The following is a 19,322-nucleotide window of genomic DNA, read 5'->3' as shown; positions in this document are numbered from 1 at the left end:
CCATGTTGGGTGGTCCGGCGGAATCGGCTAGGTTATTGATATGGAATCGTCCGCCCGCAACATCGCCCTTGTTCCGCCGCCGGACCGTCGCCAGTCGGAGACGGCGCTTGCGATCGCGCGCGGCACGGCGCGACTGTTGCGCTCGCTCGGGTTCTCCTGCATCAGCGAATTGCCGCTGCCGTCGGGCCGGCGTGCCGATCTCGTGGCGCTGAACGAGCGCGGCGAGATCTGGATCGTCGAGATCAAGTCGTCGGTGGAGGACTTGCGCGCCGACCAGAAATGGCAGGACTATCGCCTCCATTGCGACCGCCTGTTCTTTGCCTTCACGCAGGATCTGCCGTGCGAGATCTTTCCTACTGACACCGGCCTGATCATTGCGGATGCCTATGGCGCGCACATGCATTGCGAGGCGCCGGAGCATCGGCTGCCGGCGCCGACCCGCAAGCTGATGACGGTGCGCTTTGCGATCGCGGCGGCGCAGCGATTCAATCGCCTGCTCGACCCGCAGGGGCATGCTGAGTTTTGAACGGCAGACCTCATCCTGAGGAGCCTGCGTAGCAGGCGTCTCGAAGGATGGGCCACGGGCGAGATCAAGGCCTCATGGTTCGAGACGCCGCTTTGCGGCTCCTCACCATGAGGGGATACGGCGGTTGCGCCGTCAAAATTACCGCGGCGCGCGCTTTGCCAGGATGCGCTGCAGCGTCCGGCGGTGCATGTTGAGGCGGCGCGCCGTTTCCGAGACGTTGCGGTTGCACATTTCGTAGATGCGCTGGATGTGCTCCCAGCGCACGCGGTCGGCCGACATCGGGTTGGCCGGCGGTTCGGATTTCTCGGTGCCGCTTGCGAGCAGCGCCGCGACGACGTCGTCGGCATCAGCGGGCTTGGAGAGATAATCGATCGCGCCCATCTTCACCGCGGTCACGGCGGTGGCGATGTTGCCATAGCCGGTGAGCACGATCGCGCGCGCATCGGGGCGCTTGCGCTTCAACGCGGAGACGACGTCGAGGCCGTTGCCGTCGCCGAGCCGCAGATCGACCACCGCAAACGCAGGCGCGGCCTTTCCGATCTGCGCGAGGCCATCGGACACAGTATCGCAGGATGTCACGGTGAAGCCGCGGGTCTCCATGGCGCGCGACAGGCGCTCCAGAAACGGCTTGTCGTCCTCGACGATGAGCAATGAGCGGTCGGCTTGATCGTTCAGTTCGGCGATGGCGTTCACGGTTCTGCTATCCCTTCTCCAACCCCAAAGATATGGCGTGTGACTGCGGCGATGCCAAGGCCACCCAAAACCGACCGGTTAATGCGTCAAATTGTCGAATTGCGTTCAGCCCATCATTTCGTCGGCGGCGTCGCTTGTCTCGAACACATCGCGGGGCCAGACGATCTGCACCACGGCGCCGTGATCGGGAAATACGCGGTTGGTGAAGGTGACCTTGGCGCCGGTACGCTCCAGCAGCGTCCGCGCGATGAAAACGCCAAGACCAAGCCCTGTGCGGCCGTTTTGCGCCTCATCCGCGCTGCGGCGCCGCGACAAATAAGGCTCGCCGATCCGGTTCAGCATATCAGGGGCGATGCCGGGGCCATCATCGGAAATGACGATTTCGACGGTCTCGGCATTCCACCAAGCATTCACCTCGACGGTTTGGTTGGCGAAATCCACTGCATTTTCCAGGATGTTGCCGACGCCATAGAGGATCGCGGGATTGCGGGCGCCGACCGGTTCCGTGGTGACTGCGACAGCAAGCCGCACCTTGATTGCAACGCCGAAATCGCGGTGCGGTGCAACAGCCTCCTCGATCAGCGTCGACAGTTTCATGCGGTCGAACGGCGCACCGGTGGAGGAGAGCTGGGTGATCTTGCCCAGGATGTCGCGGCAGCGCTGCGCCTGTTCGCGCAGCGTCTTCAAATCGGCGGCGAGCGGGCCGTCCTTCACCGTATCTTCCAGCTCGCGCGAGATCAGGAAGATGGTTGCGAGCGGCGTCCCAAGCTCGTGCGCGGCCGCGGCCGCAAGGCCGTCGAGCTGGGTCAGATGCTGCTCGCGCGCCAATACCAGCTCGGTCGCAGCCAGCGCGTCCGAGAGCTTTCGCGTGTCCTCGGTGACCTGGAACGCGTACAGGCTGGTGACGCCGATCGCGAGCAGGATCGAGAGCCAGACGCCGAACAGATAGATCGGCGGCAGCACCAGCGGATCGTCGGCGTCCCAGGGCAGCGGCAAATGAAAGAACACCAGCGCCGATGCGCAGGCGACCGCGAGACAGCCGAGCGCGATCGTCAGCCGGACCGGCAGCGCGGTGGCGGAAATCAGGACCGGCGCCAGGAACAAATATGAGAACGGATTCTGCAGGCCGCCGGTCAGGAACAATAAGCCGGCAAGCTCGACAATGTTGAGCGCGAGCAGCGCCGCGGCATAGATCGGCTCCAGCCGCTGCATCGGGTTGAACGCGATCTGCAGGGCGAGATTGAGCAGCGCCGACAGCGCGATGATGGCGATGCAGGGGATGACGGGGACGTCGAATTCCAGGCCCTGCGCGACAATGAAGATCGCGGCGAGCTGGCCGAGCGCCGCCAGCCAACGCAGCCGCAGAATTGTATCCAGGCGAACACGGCGTGGTTGGCGGAAATCGGAGGCGGCAACGTCGGTCATATCCTCACTCTAGCTACACGACAGCTCGATCACAAACGTGCGTGATCTGGCTGTTCTGGCCTCCGTCATGGCCGGGCTTGCCCGTCTTCGCGATCGCTTCGCCGGACTGACACTAGAGTGCCCGGCGAAGCCTTGGCGTAGCCGGGTCCCGGCCATCCACGTTCTTGCCGCCGAGGGAGAGTAAGACGTGGATGCCCGGGACAAGCCCGGGCATGACGAGCTCCTTGCGCTCGGGGACGTGATGCCTCAATGAAACGGGTTGAATGAACATCGAACAGACAATGTCGCGTAAGCCGCCAGCTTCCGATCCCGTAGCTTCGGCCGCGATCGATGTCGCGCATCTGGTGAAGGTCTACAAGGCCACCCGCGCGGTCGACGATGTCTCGTTCCGAATCGCGCGCGGCAGCATCACCGGGCTGCTCGGCGGCAATGGCGCCGGCAAGACCACGACGATCGCCATGATCATGGGCCTGGTGCTGCCGACCTCCGGCCGCATCCATGTGCTGGGCTTTCCGATGCCCGAGCAGAGCGCCGAGGTGCTCGGGCGGATGAATTTTGAGAGCCCCTATGTCGACATGCCGATGCGGCTCACCGTGCGCCAGAATCTCACGATCTTCGGCCGGCTCTATGCCGTGCCGAATCTCACAGAGCGGATCGATCGGCTCGCCTCCGACCTCGATCTGCGCGACTTCATCGACCGCGCCAACGGCAAGCTGTCCGCCGGCCAGAAGACGCGCGTGGCGCTCGCCAAGGCACTGATCAACGAACCTGACCTGTTGCTGCTGGACGAGCCGACCGCCTCGCTCGATCCCGATACCGCCGATTGGGTGCGGCAGCACCTGGAGAACTACCGCAAGAGCCATAACGCGACGATCCTGCTCGCCTCGCACAACATGCTGGAGGTGGAGCGGCTGTGCGACCGCGTCATCATCATGAAGCGCGGCAAGATCGAGGATGACGACAGTCCCGATCGGATCATGGCCCGCTACAACCGCGACACACTGGAAGAGGTGTTCCTGGACGTCGCCCGCGGCCGCACCCGGGAGAGCGCGACATGAGCGAGATTGCTGTCCATCGCGGGCTGTCGCTCAACCGCATCAACGCGATGGTGCTGCGCTATTGGTACCTGTTGCTGTCGTCCTGGCCGCGACTATTGGAACTGGTCTATTGGCCGGCGCTGCAGATCATCACTTGGGGTTTCCTGCAGAACTACATTTCGCAGACCTCGGGCTTCTTTGCGCAGGCCGGCGGCACCCTGATCGGCGCGGTCATCCTGTGGGACATCCTGTTCCGCGGCCAGCTCGGCTTTTCGATCTCGTTCCTTGAGGAGATGTGGGCGCGCAACCTCGGCAATCTCATGATGAGTCCGCTGAAGCCGATCGAGTTCCTGATCTCGCTGATGATCATGAGCCTGATCCGCCTCGCCATCGGCGTCATTCCGATGACGCTGCTGGCGCTGTTCTTCTTCGGGTTCAACTTCTACGCCATTGGCCTGCCGCTGATCGCCTTCTTCTGCAACCTGATCTTCACGAGCTGGTCGGTCGGCATTTTCGCCTCCGGCCTCGTGCTGCGGAACGGGCTCGGCGCGGAGAGCATCGTCTGGACGCTGATGTTCGCGCTGATGCCGCTTGCCTGCATCTATTATCCCGTCAGCGTCTTGCCGCCCTGGCTGCAGGTCGTCGCCTGGATGCTGCCGCCGACCTATGTGTTCGAAGGCATGCGGGCGCTCTTGATCGACCACGTCTTCCGCACCGAGCTGATGGTCGACGCCCTCGTCATCAACGCGGTGCTGCTTGTCGCGTCATTTTCGATCTTTCTTGCCCTTTTGCGCAGCGCCAAACGCAACAGCTCGCTGCTCAGCAGCGGTGAATAACCATCACTTTCTCGTGGATTTTCGCTTAGTTAAGGCTTTTGGCGCCTTAAATGGACCGATCGGTGCATTGACGCATTATTACGCATTCGACAGTATGCTGCGTCGCAAACAAGGATTTTGAAGCAAATGCCGATTGGTGAATTTGGCGGCGCACCGCCGCTGGCGGCCGAAGGCAGTCCGGCGCTCACGACGCCACTGTACTGGATGTACGAGATGGCGCATTCGTCGCTGAACCCGGCGCGCGCGGTGACTGACGCCACCAAGATCCTGTTTCAGAATCCGCTCAATCCGTGGACGCATACCGAAGTCGGCAAATCCGTCGCCGCTGCCTGCGAATTGTTCGAGCGCACCACCCGCCGCTACGGCAAGCCGGAATGGGGCCTCGACGAGACCGAGGTCAACGGCGTGCGTACGGCGGTTGAAGTCCGCGCGGTCTGGGAAAAGCCGTTCTGCCGGCTGCTCTATTTCGATCGCAAGCTGACCCGGCCGCTGCGCAGCCCCCAGCCGCGCGTGCTGATCGTGGCGCCGATGTCCGGCCATTACGCGACGCTGCTGCGTGGCACGGTCGAAGCTTTCCTGCCGACCCATGAGGTCTATATCACCGATTGGGCCGATGCGCGCATGGTGCCGCTGTCCGAAGGCCGCTTCGATCTCGATGACTATGTCGATTACCTCATCGAGATGCTGCATGCGCTCGGCGGCAACATGCATGTCATCGCGGTCTGCCAGCCTTCGGTGCCCGTGGTGGTCGCGGTCTCGCTCATGGAAGCGCGGCGCGATCCCTTCGTGCCGCTGTCGATGACGCTGATGGGCGGCCCGATCGACACCCGCCGCAATCCGACTGCGGTCAACAACCTCGCCGCCGAACGCGGCATCGAATGGTTCCGCAACAATGTCATCACCAAGGTGCCGTTCCCGCATCCTGGCATGATGCGCGACGTCTATCCGGGATTCCTGCAGCTCAACGGCTTCATCAGCATGAATCTCGACCGCCACATGGATGCGCACAAGGCGCTGTTCGCCAATCTGGTGAAGGGCGACGGCGATCTCGTCGACAAGCATCGCGAATTCTATGACGAATATCTCGCGGTGATGGACCTGACCGCCGAGTATTATCTGCAGACGGTCGACCTCGTCTTCGTCAAGCACGCGCTGCCGAAGGGCGAGATGACCCATCGTGGCGAGCTGGTCGTTCCCTCCAAGATCAGGCGCGTTGCGTTGATGACGGTGGAAGGCGAGAAGGACGACATCTCCGGCCTTGGCCAGACCGAAGCGACGCATGCTTTGTGCACGTCGATTCCCGATCACCGCCGCGTGCATTACGTGCAGAAGGGCGTCGGACACTATGGTGTGTTCAACGGTTCGCGTTTCCGCGCTGAAATCGTGCCGCGCATCTCCGATTTCATGGTTTCGTCGGCGAATACACGGCTTTCCTTGGTCGCAGCCGCTGAATAGCGGCGTGATCGAGCCCGTTTTGGGTGGGTTTGTAAGTCGCTGAATTGATTAAAAGAATCCGGATTCGGCGATCACTCAAGGAATGAGTTTTGACTCGTTCCTTGGGGGGTGATTTCGGGCCGGGTCGGCCCAAATTTTTCGGGTTCCGACCCCACGATATGGGGGTCAAACCACGGGCAGCCTCTGTATATTGGGCAAATGATTTGTTTTTGCGCCGAGCGATTTCCCTGGCGGCGGATATGGCAGAATCCGGGCGAACTCCTCCTCCCCGGACTCTCAGAAATGGCTACTCGCGCGCTTCTCTATCGGCGGCCCGCCGAACCCTCGACTCTTCTCATCAAGCACGGCTCCCAATATTTCGCGATCAGGCTACGGCGGCATAGGCGCGCGCGTCGCTACACGCTTCGCATTCATCCAACTGACCGCGAAGCGATCCTCACGATGCCGCCGCGCGGCACCATCGCCGACGCGCGCGACTTCGCGCAGCTTCATGGCGGCTGGATCGCCGCGCGTCTCGGTCGTCTGCCGAAGGCGGCACCGTTCCAACCCGGCACAGTGGTGCCGCTGCGCGGCGTGCCGCATCGGCTCGTGCATCGCGCCGGCGAGCGCGGCACGGTGTGGACCGAGATCCGTGACAGCGGCGAAAGGATTTTGTGCGTGGCCGGCGAGCTGGAGCACATGGACCGCCGCGTGCACGACTTCCTCAAGCGCGAAGCGCGCAAGGATTTGCACAAGGCTTCCTTGGCGTATGCGGCGGAACTCGGTGTGCGCGTGCGCCGTGTCTCGATCCGCGATCAATCGAGCCGCTGGGGCTCCTGCACCTCGCACGGATCGCTGTCGTTCTCCTGGCGCCTGATCCTCGCGCCGCCCTACGTGCTCGACTATCTCGCCGCGCATGAAGTCTCGCATTTGGTCGAGATGAATCACTCGCTGCGGTTCTGGAAGACCGTGGGCCGGATCTGCTCGTCGGTGGATCGCGCCAAGACCTGGCTCGACACCCACGGCAACGACCTGCACCGCTACGGGATCGAGGATTAAGGGGTGCTCTCGCGCCGCTCCGCTGTCGTCCCGGGCTTGACCCGGGACCCATAACCACAGGGAGCAGTTTTGCGGAAGGCGACTGCCGCTGAAGCCTTATTGAGGCATCACGCGGTATGGGTCCCGGCCTTCGCCGGGACGACGTGGAATAGCTGGCAGCGCAAACCAATCAACGCCCGCCGAACAGGCGATCGACCAACCAACCGTCCAATCCTGCCGCAGCTTCCGGACGCGCGTTGGGGTTGGGGGGCGCGGACGCGCGCGTCGGCGCCGGCGTTGGCGGGCGATACTGACCGGCGGATGGAACGGGTGCGGGTGGCGCGAGTGACTGCGGTGATGGCGCGCTGATCTGCGAGGAGGCCTGCACCAGGTTCGACAGCGCCCAGCCGACTTGCGAATTCGGCAGGCTCGCGACCGGCACGCCCTGATGCGCCGTGCGCATGAAGCGGCTCCACACCTCCACCGGCAGTCCACCGCCGGTCGCCTTCTTGGTGGGCGAATTGTCGTCGTTGCCGAGCCAGACGCCGGTGACGAGATTGGCGGTGTAGCCGATGAACCAGGCATCGCGGAAATCCTGGCTGGTGCCGGTCTTGCCGGCCGCGGTCCAGCCGGGAATTTCGGCCTTGCGCGCGGTGCCGGAAATCAGCGTCTCCATCATCATCGCGTTCATCATCGCGACATAACGCGGCTCGACCACCCGGGCGAGCGGGTCGGCCGGGCGGACGTAGAGCAGCTTGCCTTTATCGGTGCGGATCCTCGTCACCACATGCGGCGAGACGGCGGTGCCGCCATTGGCAAAGGGCGCGTAGGCGCCAACCAGCTCGATCACCGAGACCTCGGAGGTGCCGAGCGCGATCGAGGGGTTGGCGTCGAGCTTGGAGGAGATGCCGAGCCGGTGTGCGGTCCGCACCACGTTCTTCGGCCCGACCTCGAGCCCGAGCCTGACCGCGACCGTGTTCAGCGACATCGCCAGCGCCTGCGTCAGCGTCACCGAGCCGAAATATTCGTGGGTGTAGTTCTCCGGCTTCCAGCCCTTGATATCGAGCGGCGCATCGGTGCGGATCGTCTCGGGCGTCAGCCCGGCCTCAACCGCGGTGAGATAGACGAACGGCTTGAAGGCCGAGCCGGGCTGGCGCTTCGCGGTCACCGCGCGGTTGTACTGGCTCTCGGCATAGTTTCGTCCGCCCACCATGGCGCGCACCGCGCCCTCGGGCGTCATCGCCACCAGCGCGCCCTGGGTGACGTTGAACTTCACGCTCTTGGCGGCGAGCTCGTCGATGATGGCGGCTTCGGCGACGTTCTGCAGCTTCGGATCGATCGTGGTCTCGACCGTGATGTTCTGGTCGATCTGGCCGACGAGGTCGTCGAGCACTTCGCCGATCCAGTCGGCGACATAGTTCACGGTGCCGGCGCCGGCGGGCTTCACGTTGTAGGAAGGATGGCCAATCGAGGCCTGCGCCTGGGTCTCGGTGATGAACTTGGCGTCCGCCATCGCCGACAGCACGACCTGCGCGCGCTGCTCGGCGCCTTCAGGATTGCGGTTCGGCGCCAGCCGCGACGGCGATTTGACGAGGCCTGCAAGCATCGCAGCTTCCGCCAATGTCACGTTCTTGGCGGATTTGCCGAAATAGCGTTGCGCCGCGGCCTCCACGCCGTAGGCGCCGGAGCCGAAATAGACGCGGTTGAGATAGAGCTCCAAGATCTCGTTCTTGGAATGCTTGCGCTCCAGCCAGATCGCGAGCTCGGCCTCCTGCAGCTTGCGCTGCATGGTGCGCTCCTGGGTGAGGAACAGATTCTTGGCGAGCTGCTGCGTCAGCGTCGAGCCGCCCTGCGACACGCCGCGACGCAGGAGATTGGTCACCGCTGCGCGCGCGATGCCGATCGGGTCGACACCGTAATGCGAGTAGAAGCGGCGATCCTCGATGGCGATGAAGGCTTTCGGCAGGTATGGCGGCAGGTCCTTCAGCGCGACATTGGCGCCGGCCATTTCGCCGCGCTGCGCCAGCACGCTGCCGTCCATGCCGACGATCTGGATCGTCGGCGGGCGCTTCGGGATTTCGAGCGATTGGATCGGCGGCAGATGCGCGCCGACCCAGACCACGACGCCGATAACCGCAATCGCCGCCCACAGGCCGAGCACCACGCCCCAATAGAACAGGCGGCCGATCGAAAAGCCGCCGCGCGATTTCCGCCGTTTCCCGCCACTCGGGGCAGACTTGCGCTCGCGCGGCGGTTCCGCGCCGGGGTCACTGCTGCCGCTGCTGCCGCTGCTGCTGCGCTTGGCGGATTTCTTCGGTCTGTCTTCGGGATTGGGGATGCGGTCGGCCGGCGAGAGCCGCAAATCGGCGAGCGCGGCCGGAAGCCCGAATAGCGGCTCCTTGCGCCCGCCGCTCTTTTTCTTTCCCCACGCCATCCACAAACGCTGCTCACACCACGTTCCGCCGCACGCTAGCGTTTCCGGTTTAAGGCCCGGTTACGCAAAGCTTAACGCGGGATTAGGAGGTGAGGCGGCGCGTGGTAAGGATTGGGGAACCAGGCATAGAAAACGCGCCAAACAAAGAAAGGAGCGACGCATGGGCCATATCGATCCGACCAAGGAAGTCTTCGCGCAGTTCAGGGAGAGTGATCGGCCGGGGCCGATCCACATGCTCAATCTGGTCCGCCTGCGCGAATGGGCCGCCTATCCCGACGGCCGCAGGGTGACCGGCGCCGAAGCCTATGCGGCCTATGGCCGCGAGAGCGGGCCGGTGTTCGAGCGGCTCGGCGGCCGCATCGTCTGGCAGGGCCGCTTCGAATTGATGCTGATCGGGCCCGAGGCCGAACGCTGGGATCATAGCTTCATCGCCGAATATCCAAGCGTCGCCGCCTTCGTCGAAATGATCCGCGATCCCGTCTATCGCGAAGCGGTGAAGCACCGCCAGGCCGCGGTGGAGGATTCGCGATTGATCAGGCATGCCGTGTTGCCGGTGGGCAAGACGTTCGGGGAGATTCCGAAGTAGGCTTTTTCCCGTCATTGCGAGCGGAGCGAAGCAATCCATGCCTCCGCGAGTGGAGAGATGGATTGCTTCGCTTGCGCTCGCAATGACGGATGGGGCAGCGTGCTCCGCCCTATCCCCTGAGGAGGTCGCGAAGCGACCGTCTCGAAGGGCGAGGCCACCGGCGGGGCCTCATGGTTCTCCGAGCGATGCGAAGCATCGTCCGGAGACGCGCTGCGCGCTCCTCAGGGTCAAGCAGCGCAGCGACGCATAAAACAAATCGGCGGCCCGGAGGCCGCCGATCGTGTCTTCCATAAGCCGCCCCACTAACCCGCCGGGCCGACGTCCTCGAGGATCGGGCCGAACAGCTCCCAGCGCTCGCCGTTAAAGCGCATCATCTGGAGCTGCTTGTTGACGCGGTAATCGGTCGGCGAGGTGTTGGCGACGATGCCGGGCAGCGAGAGGTCGAGCTGCACGTTCTTCAGGCTGGCGGCCTGCTTCATCACGTTCTCGCGCGTGAGATTATCGCCGCACTCCTTGAGTACATGGATCAGAAGCTGCGCGGTCGAGTAGCCGTAGGTGTTGAAGTTCGAGTCCTTGTCGCCTTCCGGATAGTACTTGGCCATGAACTCGAAATACTTCTTCATGCCGGCATCATCCTTCCAGGTCGGATCGAGCGGATCCTTGCCGTAGTTGACGCTGATCACGCCCTTGGCCGCCTCGAGGCCGGCGGGCTTCATCACCGCGCCGACGGAGGTCGCGTTGATGTCGACGATCTGCACTGGCTTCCAGCCGAGTTCGGCGATCTTCTTGATCGCCTGCGCCGCCTGCTTCGGCGTGGTGGCGCTGAAGAACAGGTCCGCACCGGCGTCCTTGATCTTGAGGATCTGCGAATCCACGGTCGGATCTGAGACCTCGTAGGAGGCTTCCGCCACCACCATGCTGGCCGCCTTGTCGCCGAGGCCGGCCTTGATGCCGTTCAGGTAGTCTTTGCCGAGGTCGTCGTTCTGATAGAGGATGCCGACCTTGGCGTTCGGATGGTTCTTCAGAATGTACTGGCCGTAGATGCGGCCCTCGACGAAGTAGTTCGGATTGAAGCCCATCGTCCACGGGAAATTCTTCGGGTCGGTGAACTTCGAGGCGCCGGTCGCCGCGAAAAGCTGCGGCACCTTCTTGGAGTTGAGATATTTCTGGACCGCGGCATTGGATGGCGTGCCGACGATCTGGAAGGTCAGAAGCACCTCGTCGCTTTCGACCAGCTTGCGCGCCTGCTCGACGGCCTTCGGCGGCGAGTAGGCGTCGTCGTATTGGATCAGGTTGATCTTGCGTCCGTTTACGCCGCCCTGATCGTTGATCATCTTCATATAGGCGGTCTGGGTCTTGCCGATCGAGGCATAGGCCGATGCAGGTCCGGAGAACGGCACGGTCTGGCCGACCTTGATCTCGGTGTCGCTGGCGCCGGGGTCGTATTTCTTCTGGGCATTGGCCGCGGAAACCGACAGCGCGAATGCCAGCGCCGTCCCTGTGACCAGATGCAAAAACCCGTTCCTCATTCGCAGTTTCCTCATGTGTTGTGATTGTGCCGATGATCTTCTCCGCCGGACTTCAAAACCCGCCGGATGCCATCGCTGCCGGTAATAGTGGAGGAACCCCTGGTGCAATGCAAGGTGGCGTCGCGCCGAAAAGCCGAGCGATATCAGTCGACCAAAGTAGGGTGCTGGTTACGCAAGCCAGAGCAGAATCAGCGCGAGCGCAGCAGGAGCCGCCTGCACATAGAGGATCCGGCGGCTGACGGTTGCTGCGCCATAGACGCCGGCAACGATTACGCAGAGCAGGAAGAATGTCTTGATCTGAAACGCGAAGCCCGGGCTGGCGTGAAGCAGGCCCCAGATCAGGCCAGCCGCGAGGAAGCCGTTATAGAGGCCCTGGTTTGCGGCGAGCACCGCCGAATCGGTGGCCTTCTCGATCGAGTTGCGAAACGTCTTCAGGCCGAGCGGCTTGGTCCAGAGAAACATCTCCAGGATCAGGAAGTAGATGTGCGGCGCGGCCACCACCGCGACCAAGAGGTTTGCGATCCAGAACATCTTGTCCCCCGTCCCCGGAAACCGGGTGGACGGTAGCACGCGACGGATCGAAGATGCGACTGTTCATCGATGTCTGGAACGACAATGCCTGTACGCGACAAACTGACGAAGCCGGCCACAACGTTCGGCCTGGATCGGCTGGAAACGCCGATCGGCGTGGCGTTGCTGGTCACCGATGACGACGGCGTGCTCCGCGCGCTGGATTGGGAGGACTATGAGGCGCGCATGAACGAGCTGCTGCGCCTGCGCTATGGCGCCGTGGTCTTGAAACAGGCGCGTGCGCCGAAGGACATCCGCGCCGCGCTGTCCGAATATTTCAAGGGCGATCTCGATCGCCTCGGCGGCATCCAGTGGCGCGTCGCGGGCACGGCGTTCCAAAACAAGGTCTGGACCGCGCTGGCGAAGATCCCCGTGGGCACGACGATGAGCTATGGCGCGATGGCGGCAAAGCTCGGTGCGCCCAACGCGCAGCGCGCTGTCGGTCATGCCAACGGCTCCAACCCGATCAGCGTCGTGCTGCCCTGTCATCGCCTGATCGGTGCCAATGGCGCGCTGGTCAAATATGGCGGCGGGTTGGAGCGCAAGCGCTGGCTGCTCGCGCACGAAGGCGTTTCGCTTTAGGCTGGCCGTCGCCGGATCAAGAACTTCTGCATGCCTTCGAGCACCAATTCCCGGCGCTGGTTGAACACGGTGGAGCGCAACGTCACGACGCCGGTGGTGCGGCCGGGCACAAGCTCGGTCACTTCGAGCGCGGGATAGATGGTGTCGCCGGCATAGACCGGCTTCAAGAAGCGGCTCGACTGTTCGAGAAAGCCGATCATGGATTCCTCGACGATGAACGGAAACAGCCCGGCGCCGGGTGCGGTGTGGATCAGGGTCTGAAAGCCGTGCGCGAGCAGGTGCGGCATGCCGCGGGCACGGCAATATTCGACGTCATAGTGGATCGGATGGGTGTCGCCGCTGGCGGTCTGGAACGCCGCGAACACCGCCTCGGTCTGGGTCCGGCTCGGGATCACAAAGCGCTCGCCGAGGGTGAAATCTTCGAACCAGCGCTGTGCTTGCACCATGCGGTGTTGGGCGGGGTCGAAGTCGGTCATATCAGGGCTTTCCTCGGCAGAATTGTTTTGTGATGTACCGGTATCGCAGCAATGTTGATGCGGCAATCGATTCCGCCTAAAGCGCGATGAGATGAGGATGAAGCATCATCGCGCTTTAGGTTATTGTTTGAGCATGATCTTTTCGGAAAACCGCCTCACACTTTTCCGGATCATGCTCTAATCCCGCCATGACGAGAAGCATCCCAGCCATCCATGACCCTGTTCGCAAAACTCTCCGCCTATGATGATCGCTCCGCCCGGCTTGCCGGCATCGGGCTGATGCTGCTGTCGATCTTCATGTTCTCGTTCGGCGATGCGATGGGGAAATTCCTTGTCGCGACCTATTCGGTCGGACAGTTGTTGTGGCTGCGCGCCTGTGCGGCACTGGTGGTGCTGCTGCCGATCATCTGGAAGCAGCGTGCGAAGTTCTTCCCTATCGAGCGTCCCTGGCTGCAATTGCTGCGGGTGATACTGTCAACGCTCGAGGTTGCCGCCTTCTTCCTTGCGACCGTCTACCTGCCGCTCGCCGACGTCATCACCTATTATCTTGCCGGCCCGATCTTCGTCACCGCGCTGTCGGGTCTGGTGCTCGGCGAGCGGATCGGCTGGCGGCGCTGGAGCGCGATCCTGGTCGGCTTCTGCGGCGTATTGATCGCGCTCAGGCCATCAGCGCAAACCGTGAGCTTGCCGGCGATGATTGCGCTCGGCGGCAGCATGTCGTTCGCGGTCCTGATGCTGATCACGCGCTCGCTGCGCGCAACACCCGATATCGTGCTGACCTCGTCGCAGTTCTGCGGCACGTTCCTGCTCGGCGTCGTGCTGTCGCCGTTCGGCTGGGTGACGCCGGATGCCGGCAGCCTTGCTCTCTTCTTCGTCGCCGGGCTGATCTCGGTCGCGGCGCTGTTCTGTGTCAATCGCTCGCTGAAGCTGGCGCCGGCAAGCGTGGTGGTGCCCTACCAATATTCGATGATCGTCTGGGCGGTGATCTTCGGCTTCGTCGTGTGGGGTGACGTGCCGTCCTGGGCCACAATCGTCGGGGCCGCGATCATCATCGCCGCCGGGCTCTACATCTTCCTGCGCGAGCAGAAGCTGGGGCGGGAAGAGCCGGTGGTGAGCCCGCCGGTGTAGCTTCAACGACGCTGCGCAGTTTCTGCTTGCTCGCGCCTCAACAACTTCCGGTGGTTATGGGTCCCCGCTTTCGCGGGGACGACGGGTGTTGTTTGCGGCGAGACCCTACGCGGTCTTCTCTGCTATCGATCCCTTCGCATCGATGAGCCCCAGCGCCTCAGCGACGACCAGACGCTGCGCGACAGGCGGAAGCAGTCGACCGGGGTGGAGGAGCCGAGCGCTTCGAAGCGGTGCAGCTCGACGCCGCTCCACTGGAAGCCGCATTTCTCCAGGATGTTGCGCGACGACGGGTTGGCGACGCGGGCGCCGGAGAACAGGTAGTCGTGGCCGAACTCCTCGAAGAAGTAGTCGATCGTGGCGCGCGCGGCCTCGGTGCCAAAGCCCTGGCCCCAATGTTCGACGCCGAGCCAGTAGCCGAGCTCCGGAGTATCAGGCTCGCGCCAGTCGATGCCGACCACGCCTATCGGCGCGGAGCTGGTCTCGATCAGGAACACGGTCTCGCCGCCTCCCCCGGCAGTCGCACGCACGAATTCGACCGCATGCTCGTTCAGATAAGGATGCGGCAGGCGGCGGGTGTTCTCTGCAATGCGACGATCATTGGCGAGATGCGCAATTGCTTTTACGTCCGCGAGCGTCGGCTTGCGCAAGGTCAGCCGTTCGGTCTCGAGGACGCAACCTCTCGACTCGCGTAACATTGGGGTCGGGATATCCTGCAGCATGTCGGGCTCCTGTGATGCGACAACGGTACGCTACGCTTCGATCCTTGCGCGTGGCCCCACATGGGACACGCGCAACAGAAAAGGGGAGGCCGGTATCCCGCCTCCCCTGGAGCCACTTAGAGCCCCGCCGGTTCAACAGGATCCGGCGGACTCATATCGTCCACCGTCTATTCGGCTGCAGCCTCGAGCACCGGAATTACCGATACGAAGGTGCGGCCATTGCCTTTGGCGCGGAACTCCACACGACCTTCAACTTTGGCGAATAGGGTATGATCGGTTCCCATGCCGACATTAAGGCCCGGATGCCAGGTGGTGCCGCGCTGACGCGCGATGATATTACCGGGAATCACGAGCTCGCCACCGAACGCTTTGATGCCAAGGCGCTTGCCCTTGGAATCACGTCCGTTTCGCGATGAACCGCCTGCTTTTTTGTGAGCCATAGCTCGTCTCCAACTGCAGTAATTCTCTAGATCAATTCCTTGACGGAATCATTTCACTTTTTGTCACGTTTCAACTTTTGAGACGTGACGATCACATTTCTCTAACGCCGCGTTTTTGAAGGCTTATGCGGCATCCTCAGTGGGCGCTGCAGCAACCTTTTCCTTCTTCGGCCGCGGGCCGATCGTCGGCTTCGCGTTGTCGGTCAGGATCTCGGTGATCCTCAGCACCGTCAGTTCATCGCGATAGCCGCGCTTGCGACGGGAATTCTTGCGGCGGCGCTTCTTGAACGCGATTACCTTCGGACCGCGCTTGTGCTGCAGCACCTCGGCCGCCACCGAAGCACCTGCCACCGTCGGCGCGCCCAGGACCGGCGTTTCACCGCCGACCACCAGAACTTCGCCAAGTTGCACGATCGTGCCGACATCGCCGGCGATCTTGCCAATCTCGAGAACATCATCCGGAACGACGCGGTACTGCCGGCCGCCGGTTTTGATGACTGCGAACATCGTTTAATTCCTTCGTGTTCGATCCCGTCCTCGGGGAAACCCCGGGCGGCTTCTTGTTCAGTCGCTATGGGTTACGATTTTCGCGCGACGGGGACCTGCCCCGGAATTCGCACAAAAACAAGCGGCGCGAGAAATCCCACGCCGGATTGGGCGCCGTTATAGCTGCCAAGCGCCAGGAGTCAAGGCAAACGGGCCGAAAACCCGCCCAAATTGAAGGATTTGGAGCGATTTTAGGCCGCTTGAGCTCACTTCCCGGCGCGTAGCCCGGGTGGAGCGCAGCGCAACCCGGGTCATCCATCGGCCCCGGGTTGCGCGTTCCGCTCCACGCGGGCTACCGCGCCCCAGTCACGTCCCGGTCTTGGTCTTCGCCTTCGGATCATCCGCCGCCATGGCGTGCACCGGCGAGGTCTGGCGGGCGCCGGGGCCCGGATGCACATGGACGGCCTTGGCCGACAGCGGCTCGCCGCATTCCGAGCAGACCATCACCGGGTCGAACATGTGTCCGCAGTTCTTGTGCTGATGCAGCATCGGTCGGCCGCGCGAGTCGACCATGTGGATGTTGCCCCAGTGCACGATCGACATGATGATCGGATAGAGGTCGAGGCCCTTCTGCGTCAGGATATATTCGTAGCGCTTCGGCGATTCCTGGTACGGGATCCGGCGCAGCACGCCGAAGCGCACCAGCTTCTTCAGCCGCTCGGCGAGCAGATGGCGGGTGATGCCCAGCGAAGACTGAAACGCCTCGAACCTCCGCTTGCGAAGAAAGCACTCGCGCAGGATCAGGAGACTCCAGCGGTCGCCGATCACGGCCACCGTGCGGGCCAGCGAGCACGGCTCCTCTTCAAGCGTATCCCATTTCATCAATGTCTCCAGTCACCTGCAGTCCGCGAAGCAAGATTCATTCTAATTCGGCACTGAGGCGCGTTCAACCGTTTGTGCGCCGACCGTTACCGCAGAGCCCAATCCGCTATTGACAGTTCTAAAATAGAACTTTAAAGCCGAGGTCGCAACCGATGGCGGCGACGGGCCGGCCTAGCCAAGGAAAGGCAATCGATGGCTGCTCCGCTCAAAGTCGAGTTTCATTTCGATTTCGGCAGCCCGAACGCCTATCTCGCCGAGCTGGTCCTGCCGGGAATTGAAAAGCGCACCGGCGTGAAGTTCGACTACGTCCCGGTGCTGCTCGGCGGCGTCTACAAGGCGACCGGCAACATGTCGCCGTTCGACTCGCTGCGCGGGATCAAGAACAAGGCCGAATACAACGCACTGGAAACCGAGCGCTTCCTGCGGCGCCACCACATCACGAAATTCAAGTCGAACCCGTTCTTCCCGGTGAACACGTTGATGCTGATGCGCGGCGTGATCGCCGCGGAATTCGAGGGATTGTTCGAGCCCTATTTCCGTGCGGCCTACCACCACATGTGGGTCGAGCCGAAGAAGATGGACGATCCGCAGGTCTTCCGCGACGCGTTCCTCGCCTCCGGTGTCGATATCGACCGCGTGCTCGCGCGCATCCAGCAGGACGACGTCAAGAAGAAGCTGATCGAGAACACGCAAGCCGCGGTGGCGCGCGGCGAGTTCGGCTCGCCGACTTTCTTCGTCGGCGACGAGATGTTCTTCGGCAAGGATCGCCTGCGCGAGGTCGAGGAAGAGATCGTCGCCCAGCTCGCGGCGGCGAAAGGCTGCGCGAGACGGCCAGGAACCTAAGCAAACCAATTCACAGCAAGGCCCGGAACAAGGGTCGTGGAGGCGGGAGGTGTCGTTGACGATATTGGAGCGAGCGGCCCCGGCGGCCGAAATTCTGGCAAATCTGCCGAACCGGATTCACGAGGTGATCGACCGGCATGTCGCGGCGACGCCGGATCGCACGGCGCTGATCGATGACGGCGGCAGCCTGACCTACCGCGAACTCGATCGCGCCATCGGCGGCACCGCGGACGCGCTGCGTGCGCTCGGCATCCGCGCCGGCGACCGCATCATGATCGTCAGCGAGAACGCGATCCCGCTCGCGTGCCTTCTGTTCGCCGCGAGCCGGCTCGATGCCTGGGCGATCGTGGTCAATCCGCGGCTATCGCCGCGCGAACTGGACCAGATCCGGGATCACAGCGGCGCGCGCCGCGTCTTCCTCACCACCGACGTTTCCAAGGAAGCGGCCGCGCATGCCGCGCGTTATAGCGCACCGGTGGAGGATGTCGGCCCGCTCTATGGCATCGGCGTATCCGCGCTGAACGAGGCGACCTCGCCCGAGCCGGTCGAGGCCGACGGCGCCAGCCAGGTCGCCGTGCTGATCTACACCTCGGGCACCACGGGCACGCCGAAAGGCGTGATGCTGACGCACCGCAATCTCTTGTTCAGCGCCCAGACCACCGCGGCGCTGCGCAACATGACGTCGGACGACGTGCAATATTGCGTGCTGCCGATCTCGCACATCGTCGGGATCTCGCTACTGACGATGACGCTGATGACCGGCGCCACGGTCCGCCTGGTCGCGAAGTATGATCCGGCGGCGCTGGTGCAGGCGATGGCGGAGGAAGGCATCACGATCCTGAACGGCGTTCCCGCCACCTATCAGCGCCTGCTCGAATACAAGCGGACGTCAGGTCTTTCGAAACTGAACCGCGGCGCGCTGCGCCTGATCTCGGTCGCGGGCGCGCCGCTCGACCTCGATCTGAAATCGCGGGTCGAACAGGAACTCGGGCTGCCTTTGCTCAACGGCTACGGCATCACCGAATGCTCGCCCGGGATTTCCGGCATCCGTCCGGAGGCGCCGAGAGCCGACCATGGCGTCGGGACGCTGCTGCCCGGTCTCGAGGCCAGGATCGTCGGCAGGGATGGCAAGCTGGTCGCAAGCGGCGCGGTCGGCGAGCTCCATGTCCGCGGCGCCAACGTGATGCGCGGCTATTACCGCGCGCCCGATCTCACCGCGAAGGCGATCGATCCCGATGGCTGGTTCAACACCGGCGATCTCGCGCGTTTCGAGGGCGACTGCCTCTATATCGTCGGCCGTACCAAGGAGATGATCATCCGCTCCGGCTTCAACGTCTATCCGGCGGAGATCGAGGCGGTGCTCTCGACCCACGACGCCGTGGTGCAGTGCGCCGTGGTGGGGCGGCCGGTCGAGGGCAATGAGGAAGTGGTCGCGTTCGTCCAGCTGCTGCAGGGCTCGAAGGCGACGGCGGAGGACTTGATGGCCCATGTCGCGCCGCAGCTCACCTCCTACAAGCGGCCCTCGGAGATCATCCTGCTCGACGCGCTGCCGGCGACCTCGACGGGCAAGATATTGAAGCACAAACTGGCGGAGTCGCTGCGCACGTCCTGAGCACGCGGCGAGATCGATTTATTCCAATCAGCAGTCGGGAGAGGCC

20 protein-coding genes are annotated in these 19,322 nt (G+C 63.2%); 10 read left to right on the top strand and 10 right to left on the bottom strand.

The window, feature by feature from the left end; all coding sequences use genetic code 11:
- Positions 1–40: 40 nt before the first annotated feature.
- Complete coding sequence (locus YY7_RS0106040) at positions 41–526, top strand: MmcB family DNA repair protein (protein ID WP_028162441.1); 486 nt, start codon at positions 41–43, stop codon at positions 524–526.
- A gap of 138 nt (positions 527–664) precedes the next feature.
- On the opposite strand, the gene YY7_RS0106035 is transcribed toward YY7_RS0106040, so the two are convergent.
- Together YY7_RS0106035 and YY7_RS0106030 are read right to left on the bottom strand one after the other, a co-directional pair.
- Positions 665–1,219 (bottom strand): ActR/PrrA/RegA family redox response regulator transcription factor, encoded by a 555-nt coding sequence (locus tag YY7_RS0106035; RefSeq protein ID WP_027583039.1) that lies wholly within the window; start codon positions 1,217–1,219, stop codon positions 665–667.
- A gap of 105 nt (positions 1,220–1,324) precedes the next feature.
- Positions 1,325–2,644 (bottom strand): ActS/PrrB/RegB family redox-sensitive histidine kinase, encoded by a 1,320-nt coding sequence (locus YY7_RS0106030; RefSeq protein WP_028162440.1) that lies wholly within the window; start codon positions 2,642–2,644, stop codon positions 1,325–1,327.
- A gap of 263 nt (positions 2,645–2,907) precedes the next feature.
- Here YY7_RS0106030 and YY7_RS0106020 point away from each other — a divergent pair, with 263 nt between their 5' ends.
- The 4 genes from YY7_RS0106020 (at position 2,908) to YY7_RS0106005 (ending at position 7,010) form a co-directional block, all read left to right on the top strand.
- Positions 2,908–3,702 carry an ABC transporter ATP-binding protein gene (locus tag YY7_RS0106020; protein ID WP_051396558.1) on the top strand — a complete coding sequence of 265 codons (795 nt, stop codon included), beginning with the start codon at positions 2,908–2,910 and terminating at the stop codon, positions 3,700–3,702.
- Positions 3,699–4,517: an ABC transporter permease gene (locus tag YY7_RS0106015; RefSeq protein WP_028162438.1), complete on the top strand. Its 819-nt coding sequence runs from the start codon at positions 3,699–3,701 to the stop codon at positions 4,515–4,517. Before YY7_RS0106020 ends, YY7_RS0106015 begins: the two co-directional genes overlap by 4 nt.
- 126 nt (positions 4,518–4,643) lie before the next feature.
- Positions 4,644–5,972, top strand: coding sequence for a polyhydroxyalkanoate depolymerase (locus YY7_RS0106010; protein ID WP_028162437.1), 1,329 nt, complete (start codon positions 4,644–4,646; stop codon positions 5,970–5,972).
- 198 nt (positions 5,973–6,170) lie between these two features.
- The gene (locus YY7_RS0106005; protein WP_028162436.1) at positions 6,171–7,010 is read left to right on the top strand and encodes a M48 family metallopeptidase; all 840 of its coding nucleotides are present in this window, start codon (positions 6,171–6,173) and stop codon (positions 7,008–7,010) included.
- Positions 7,011–7,179: 169 nt separating this feature from the next.
- On the opposite strand, the gene YY7_RS0106000 is transcribed toward YY7_RS0106005, so the two are convergent.
- On the bottom strand, positions 7,180–9,423 hold the full coding sequence (locus YY7_RS0106000; protein WP_028162435.1) for a transglycosylase domain-containing protein: 2,244 nt from the start codon (positions 9,421–9,423) through the stop codon (positions 7,180–7,182).
- Positions 9,424–9,583: 160 nt separating this feature from the next.
- Here YY7_RS0106000 and YY7_RS0105995 point away from each other — a divergent pair, with 160 nt between their 5' ends.
- Positions 9,584–10,009 carry a DUF1330 domain-containing protein gene (locus YY7_RS0105995; RefSeq protein ID WP_028162434.1) on the top strand — a complete coding sequence of 142 codons (426 nt, stop codon included), beginning with the start codon at positions 9,584–9,586 and terminating at the stop codon, positions 10,007–10,009.
- Positions 10,010–10,311: 302 nt separating this feature from the next.
- Here the strand turns inward: YY7_RS0105995 and YY7_RS0105990 are convergent, their stop codons facing one another.
- Positions 10,312–11,538: an ABC transporter substrate-binding protein gene (locus YY7_RS0105990; RefSeq protein ID WP_028162433.1), complete on the bottom strand. Its 1,227-nt coding sequence runs from the start codon at positions 11,536–11,538 to the stop codon at positions 10,312–10,314.
- A gap of 168 nt (positions 11,539–11,706) precedes the next feature.
- Positions 11,707–12,069 carry a DUF1304 domain-containing protein gene (locus tag YY7_RS0105985; RefSeq protein ID WP_028162432.1) on the bottom strand — a complete coding sequence of 121 codons (363 nt, stop codon included), beginning with the start codon at positions 12,067–12,069 and terminating at the stop codon, positions 11,707–11,709.
- 84 nt (positions 12,070–12,153) lie between these two features.
- On the opposite strand from YY7_RS0105985, the gene YY7_RS0105980 reads away from it, so the two are divergent.
- Complete coding sequence (locus YY7_RS0105980) at positions 12,154–12,690, top strand: methylated-DNA--[protein]-cysteine S-methyltransferase (RefSeq protein WP_028162431.1); 537 nt, start codon at positions 12,154–12,156, stop codon at positions 12,688–12,690.
- On the opposite strand, the gene YY7_RS0105975 is transcribed toward YY7_RS0105980, so the two are convergent.
- Positions 12,687–13,166, bottom strand: coding sequence for a MaoC family dehydratase (locus YY7_RS0105975; RefSeq protein WP_028162430.1), 480 nt, complete (start codon positions 13,164–13,166; stop codon positions 12,687–12,689). The genes YY7_RS0105980 and YY7_RS0105975 overlap by 4 nt on opposite strands.
- A 213-nt stretch (positions 13,167–13,379) precedes the next feature.
- Between YY7_RS0105975 and YY7_RS0105970 the strand changes: the two genes are divergently transcribed.
- Entirely contained in the window at positions 13,380–14,294 is a 915-nt protein-coding gene (locus YY7_RS0105970; protein ID WP_028162429.1) for a DMT family transporter, read from the top strand.
- 122 nt (positions 14,295–14,416) lie between these two features.
- Here the strand turns inward: YY7_RS0105970 and YY7_RS0105965 are convergent, their stop codons facing one another.
- From YY7_RS0105965 to YY7_RS0105950, 4 genes are all read right to left on the bottom strand, one after another.
- Positions 14,417–15,013, bottom strand: coding sequence for a GNAT family N-acetyltransferase (locus YY7_RS0105965; RefSeq protein WP_028162428.1), 597 nt, complete (start codon positions 15,011–15,013; stop codon positions 14,417–14,419).
- 167 nt (positions 15,014–15,180) lie between these two features.
- Positions 15,181–15,453 carry a 50S ribosomal protein L27 gene (gene rpmA, locus YY7_RS0105960; protein WP_028162427.1) on the bottom strand — a complete coding sequence of 91 codons (273 nt, stop codon included), beginning with the start codon at positions 15,451–15,453 and terminating at the stop codon, positions 15,181–15,183.
- 123 nt (positions 15,454–15,576) lie between these two features.
- On the bottom strand, positions 15,577–15,960 hold the full coding sequence (gene rplU, locus YY7_RS0105955) for a 50S ribosomal protein L21 (RefSeq protein WP_028162426.1): 384 nt from the start codon (positions 15,958–15,960) through the stop codon (positions 15,577–15,579).
- Positions 15,961–16,305: 345 nt separating this feature from the next.
- Entirely contained in the window at positions 16,306–16,821 is a 516-nt protein-coding gene (locus YY7_RS0105950) for a winged helix-turn-helix transcriptional regulator (RefSeq protein ID WP_028162425.1), read from the bottom strand.
- Positions 16,822–17,013: 192 nt separating this feature from the next.
- Here YY7_RS0105950 and YY7_RS0105945 point away from each other — a divergent pair, with 192 nt between their 5' ends.
- A complete protein-coding gene (locus tag YY7_RS0105945) occupies positions 17,014–17,664 on the top strand; it encodes a 2-hydroxychromene-2-carboxylate isomerase (RefSeq protein WP_028162424.1) in 651 nt (216 codons plus the stop codon).
- A 55-nt stretch (positions 17,665–17,719) separates the two neighbouring features.
- Entirely contained in the window at positions 17,720–19,276 is a 1,557-nt protein-coding gene (locus YY7_RS0105940) for a class I adenylate-forming enzyme family protein (RefSeq protein ID WP_051396568.1), read from the top strand.
- The last annotated feature ends 46 nt before the right edge of the window (positions 19,277–19,322 follow it).

Source organism: Bradyrhizobium elkanii WSM2783 (assembly GCF_000472865.1).
Taxonomy (GTDB): domain Bacteria; phylum Pseudomonadota; class Alphaproteobacteria; order Rhizobiales; family Xanthobacteraceae; genus Bradyrhizobium; species Bradyrhizobium elkanii_A.
This window is presented reverse-complemented; position numbering and strand designations above follow the sequence as displayed.

Coding starts and splice junctions, on each gene's coding strand:
- YY7_RS0106015 (WP_028162438.1), top strand. CDS start 3,699: ATGAGCGAGATTGCTGTCCATCGCGGGCTGTCGCTCAACCGCATCAAC.
- YY7_RS0106005 (WP_028162436.1), top strand. CDS start 6,171: ATGATTTGTTTTTGCGCCGAGCGATTTCCCTGGCGGCGGATATGGCAG.
- rpmA (WP_028162427.1), bottom strand. CDS start 15,453: ATGGCTCACAAAAAAGCAGGCGGTTCATCGCGAAACGGACGTGATTCC.
- YY7_RS0105945 (WP_028162424.1), top strand. CDS start 17,014: ATGGCTGCTCCGCTCAAAGTCGAGTTTCATTTCGATTTCGGCAGCCCG.
- YY7_RS0105975 (WP_028162430.1), bottom strand. CDS start 13,166: ATGACCGACTTCGACCCCGCCCAACACCGCATGGTGCAAGCACAGCGC.
- YY7_RS0105970 (WP_028162429.1), top strand. CDS start 13,380: ATGACCCTGTTCGCAAAACTCTCCGCCTATGATGATCGCTCCGCCCGG.
- YY7_RS0105980 (WP_028162431.1), top strand. CDS start 12,154: ATGCCTGTACGCGACAAACTGACGAAGCCGGCCACAACGTTCGGCCTG.
- YY7_RS0106040 (WP_028162441.1), top strand. CDS start 41: ATGGAATCGTCCGCCCGCAACATCGCCCTTGTTCCGCCGCCGGACCGT.
- YY7_RS0105985 (WP_028162432.1), bottom strand. CDS start 12,069: ATGTTCTGGATCGCAAACCTCTTGGTCGCGGTGGTGGCCGCGCCGCAC.
- YY7_RS0106020 (WP_051396558.1), top strand. CDS start 2,908: ATGAACATCGAACAGACAATGTCGCGTAAGCCGCCAGCTTCCGATCCC.
- YY7_RS0105990 (WP_028162433.1), bottom strand. CDS start 11,538: ATGAGGAACGGGTTTTTGCATCTGGTCACAGGGACGGCGCTGGCATTC.
- YY7_RS0106000 (WP_028162435.1), bottom strand. CDS start 9,423: ATGGCGTGGGGAAAGAAAAAGAGCGGCGGGCGCAAGGAGCCGCTATTC.
- YY7_RS0106030 (WP_028162440.1), bottom strand. CDS start 2,644: ATGACCGACGTTGCCGCCTCCGATTTCCGCCAACCACGCCGTGTTCGC.
- rplU (WP_028162426.1), bottom strand. CDS start 15,960: ATGTTCGCAGTCATCAAAACCGGCGGCCGGCAGTACCGCGTCGTTCCG.
- YY7_RS0105995 (WP_028162434.1), top strand. CDS start 9,584: ATGGGCCATATCGATCCGACCAAGGAAGTCTTCGCGCAGTTCAGGGAG.
- YY7_RS0106010 (WP_028162437.1), top strand. CDS start 4,644: ATGCCGATTGGTGAATTTGGCGGCGCACCGCCGCTGGCGGCCGAAGGC.
- YY7_RS0105965 (WP_028162428.1), bottom strand. CDS start 15,013: ATGCTGCAGGATATCCCGACCCCAATGTTACGCGAGTCGAGAGGTTGC.
- YY7_RS0105950 (WP_028162425.1), bottom strand. CDS start 16,821: ATGAAATGGGATACGCTTGAAGAGGAGCCGTGCTCGCTGGCCCGCACG.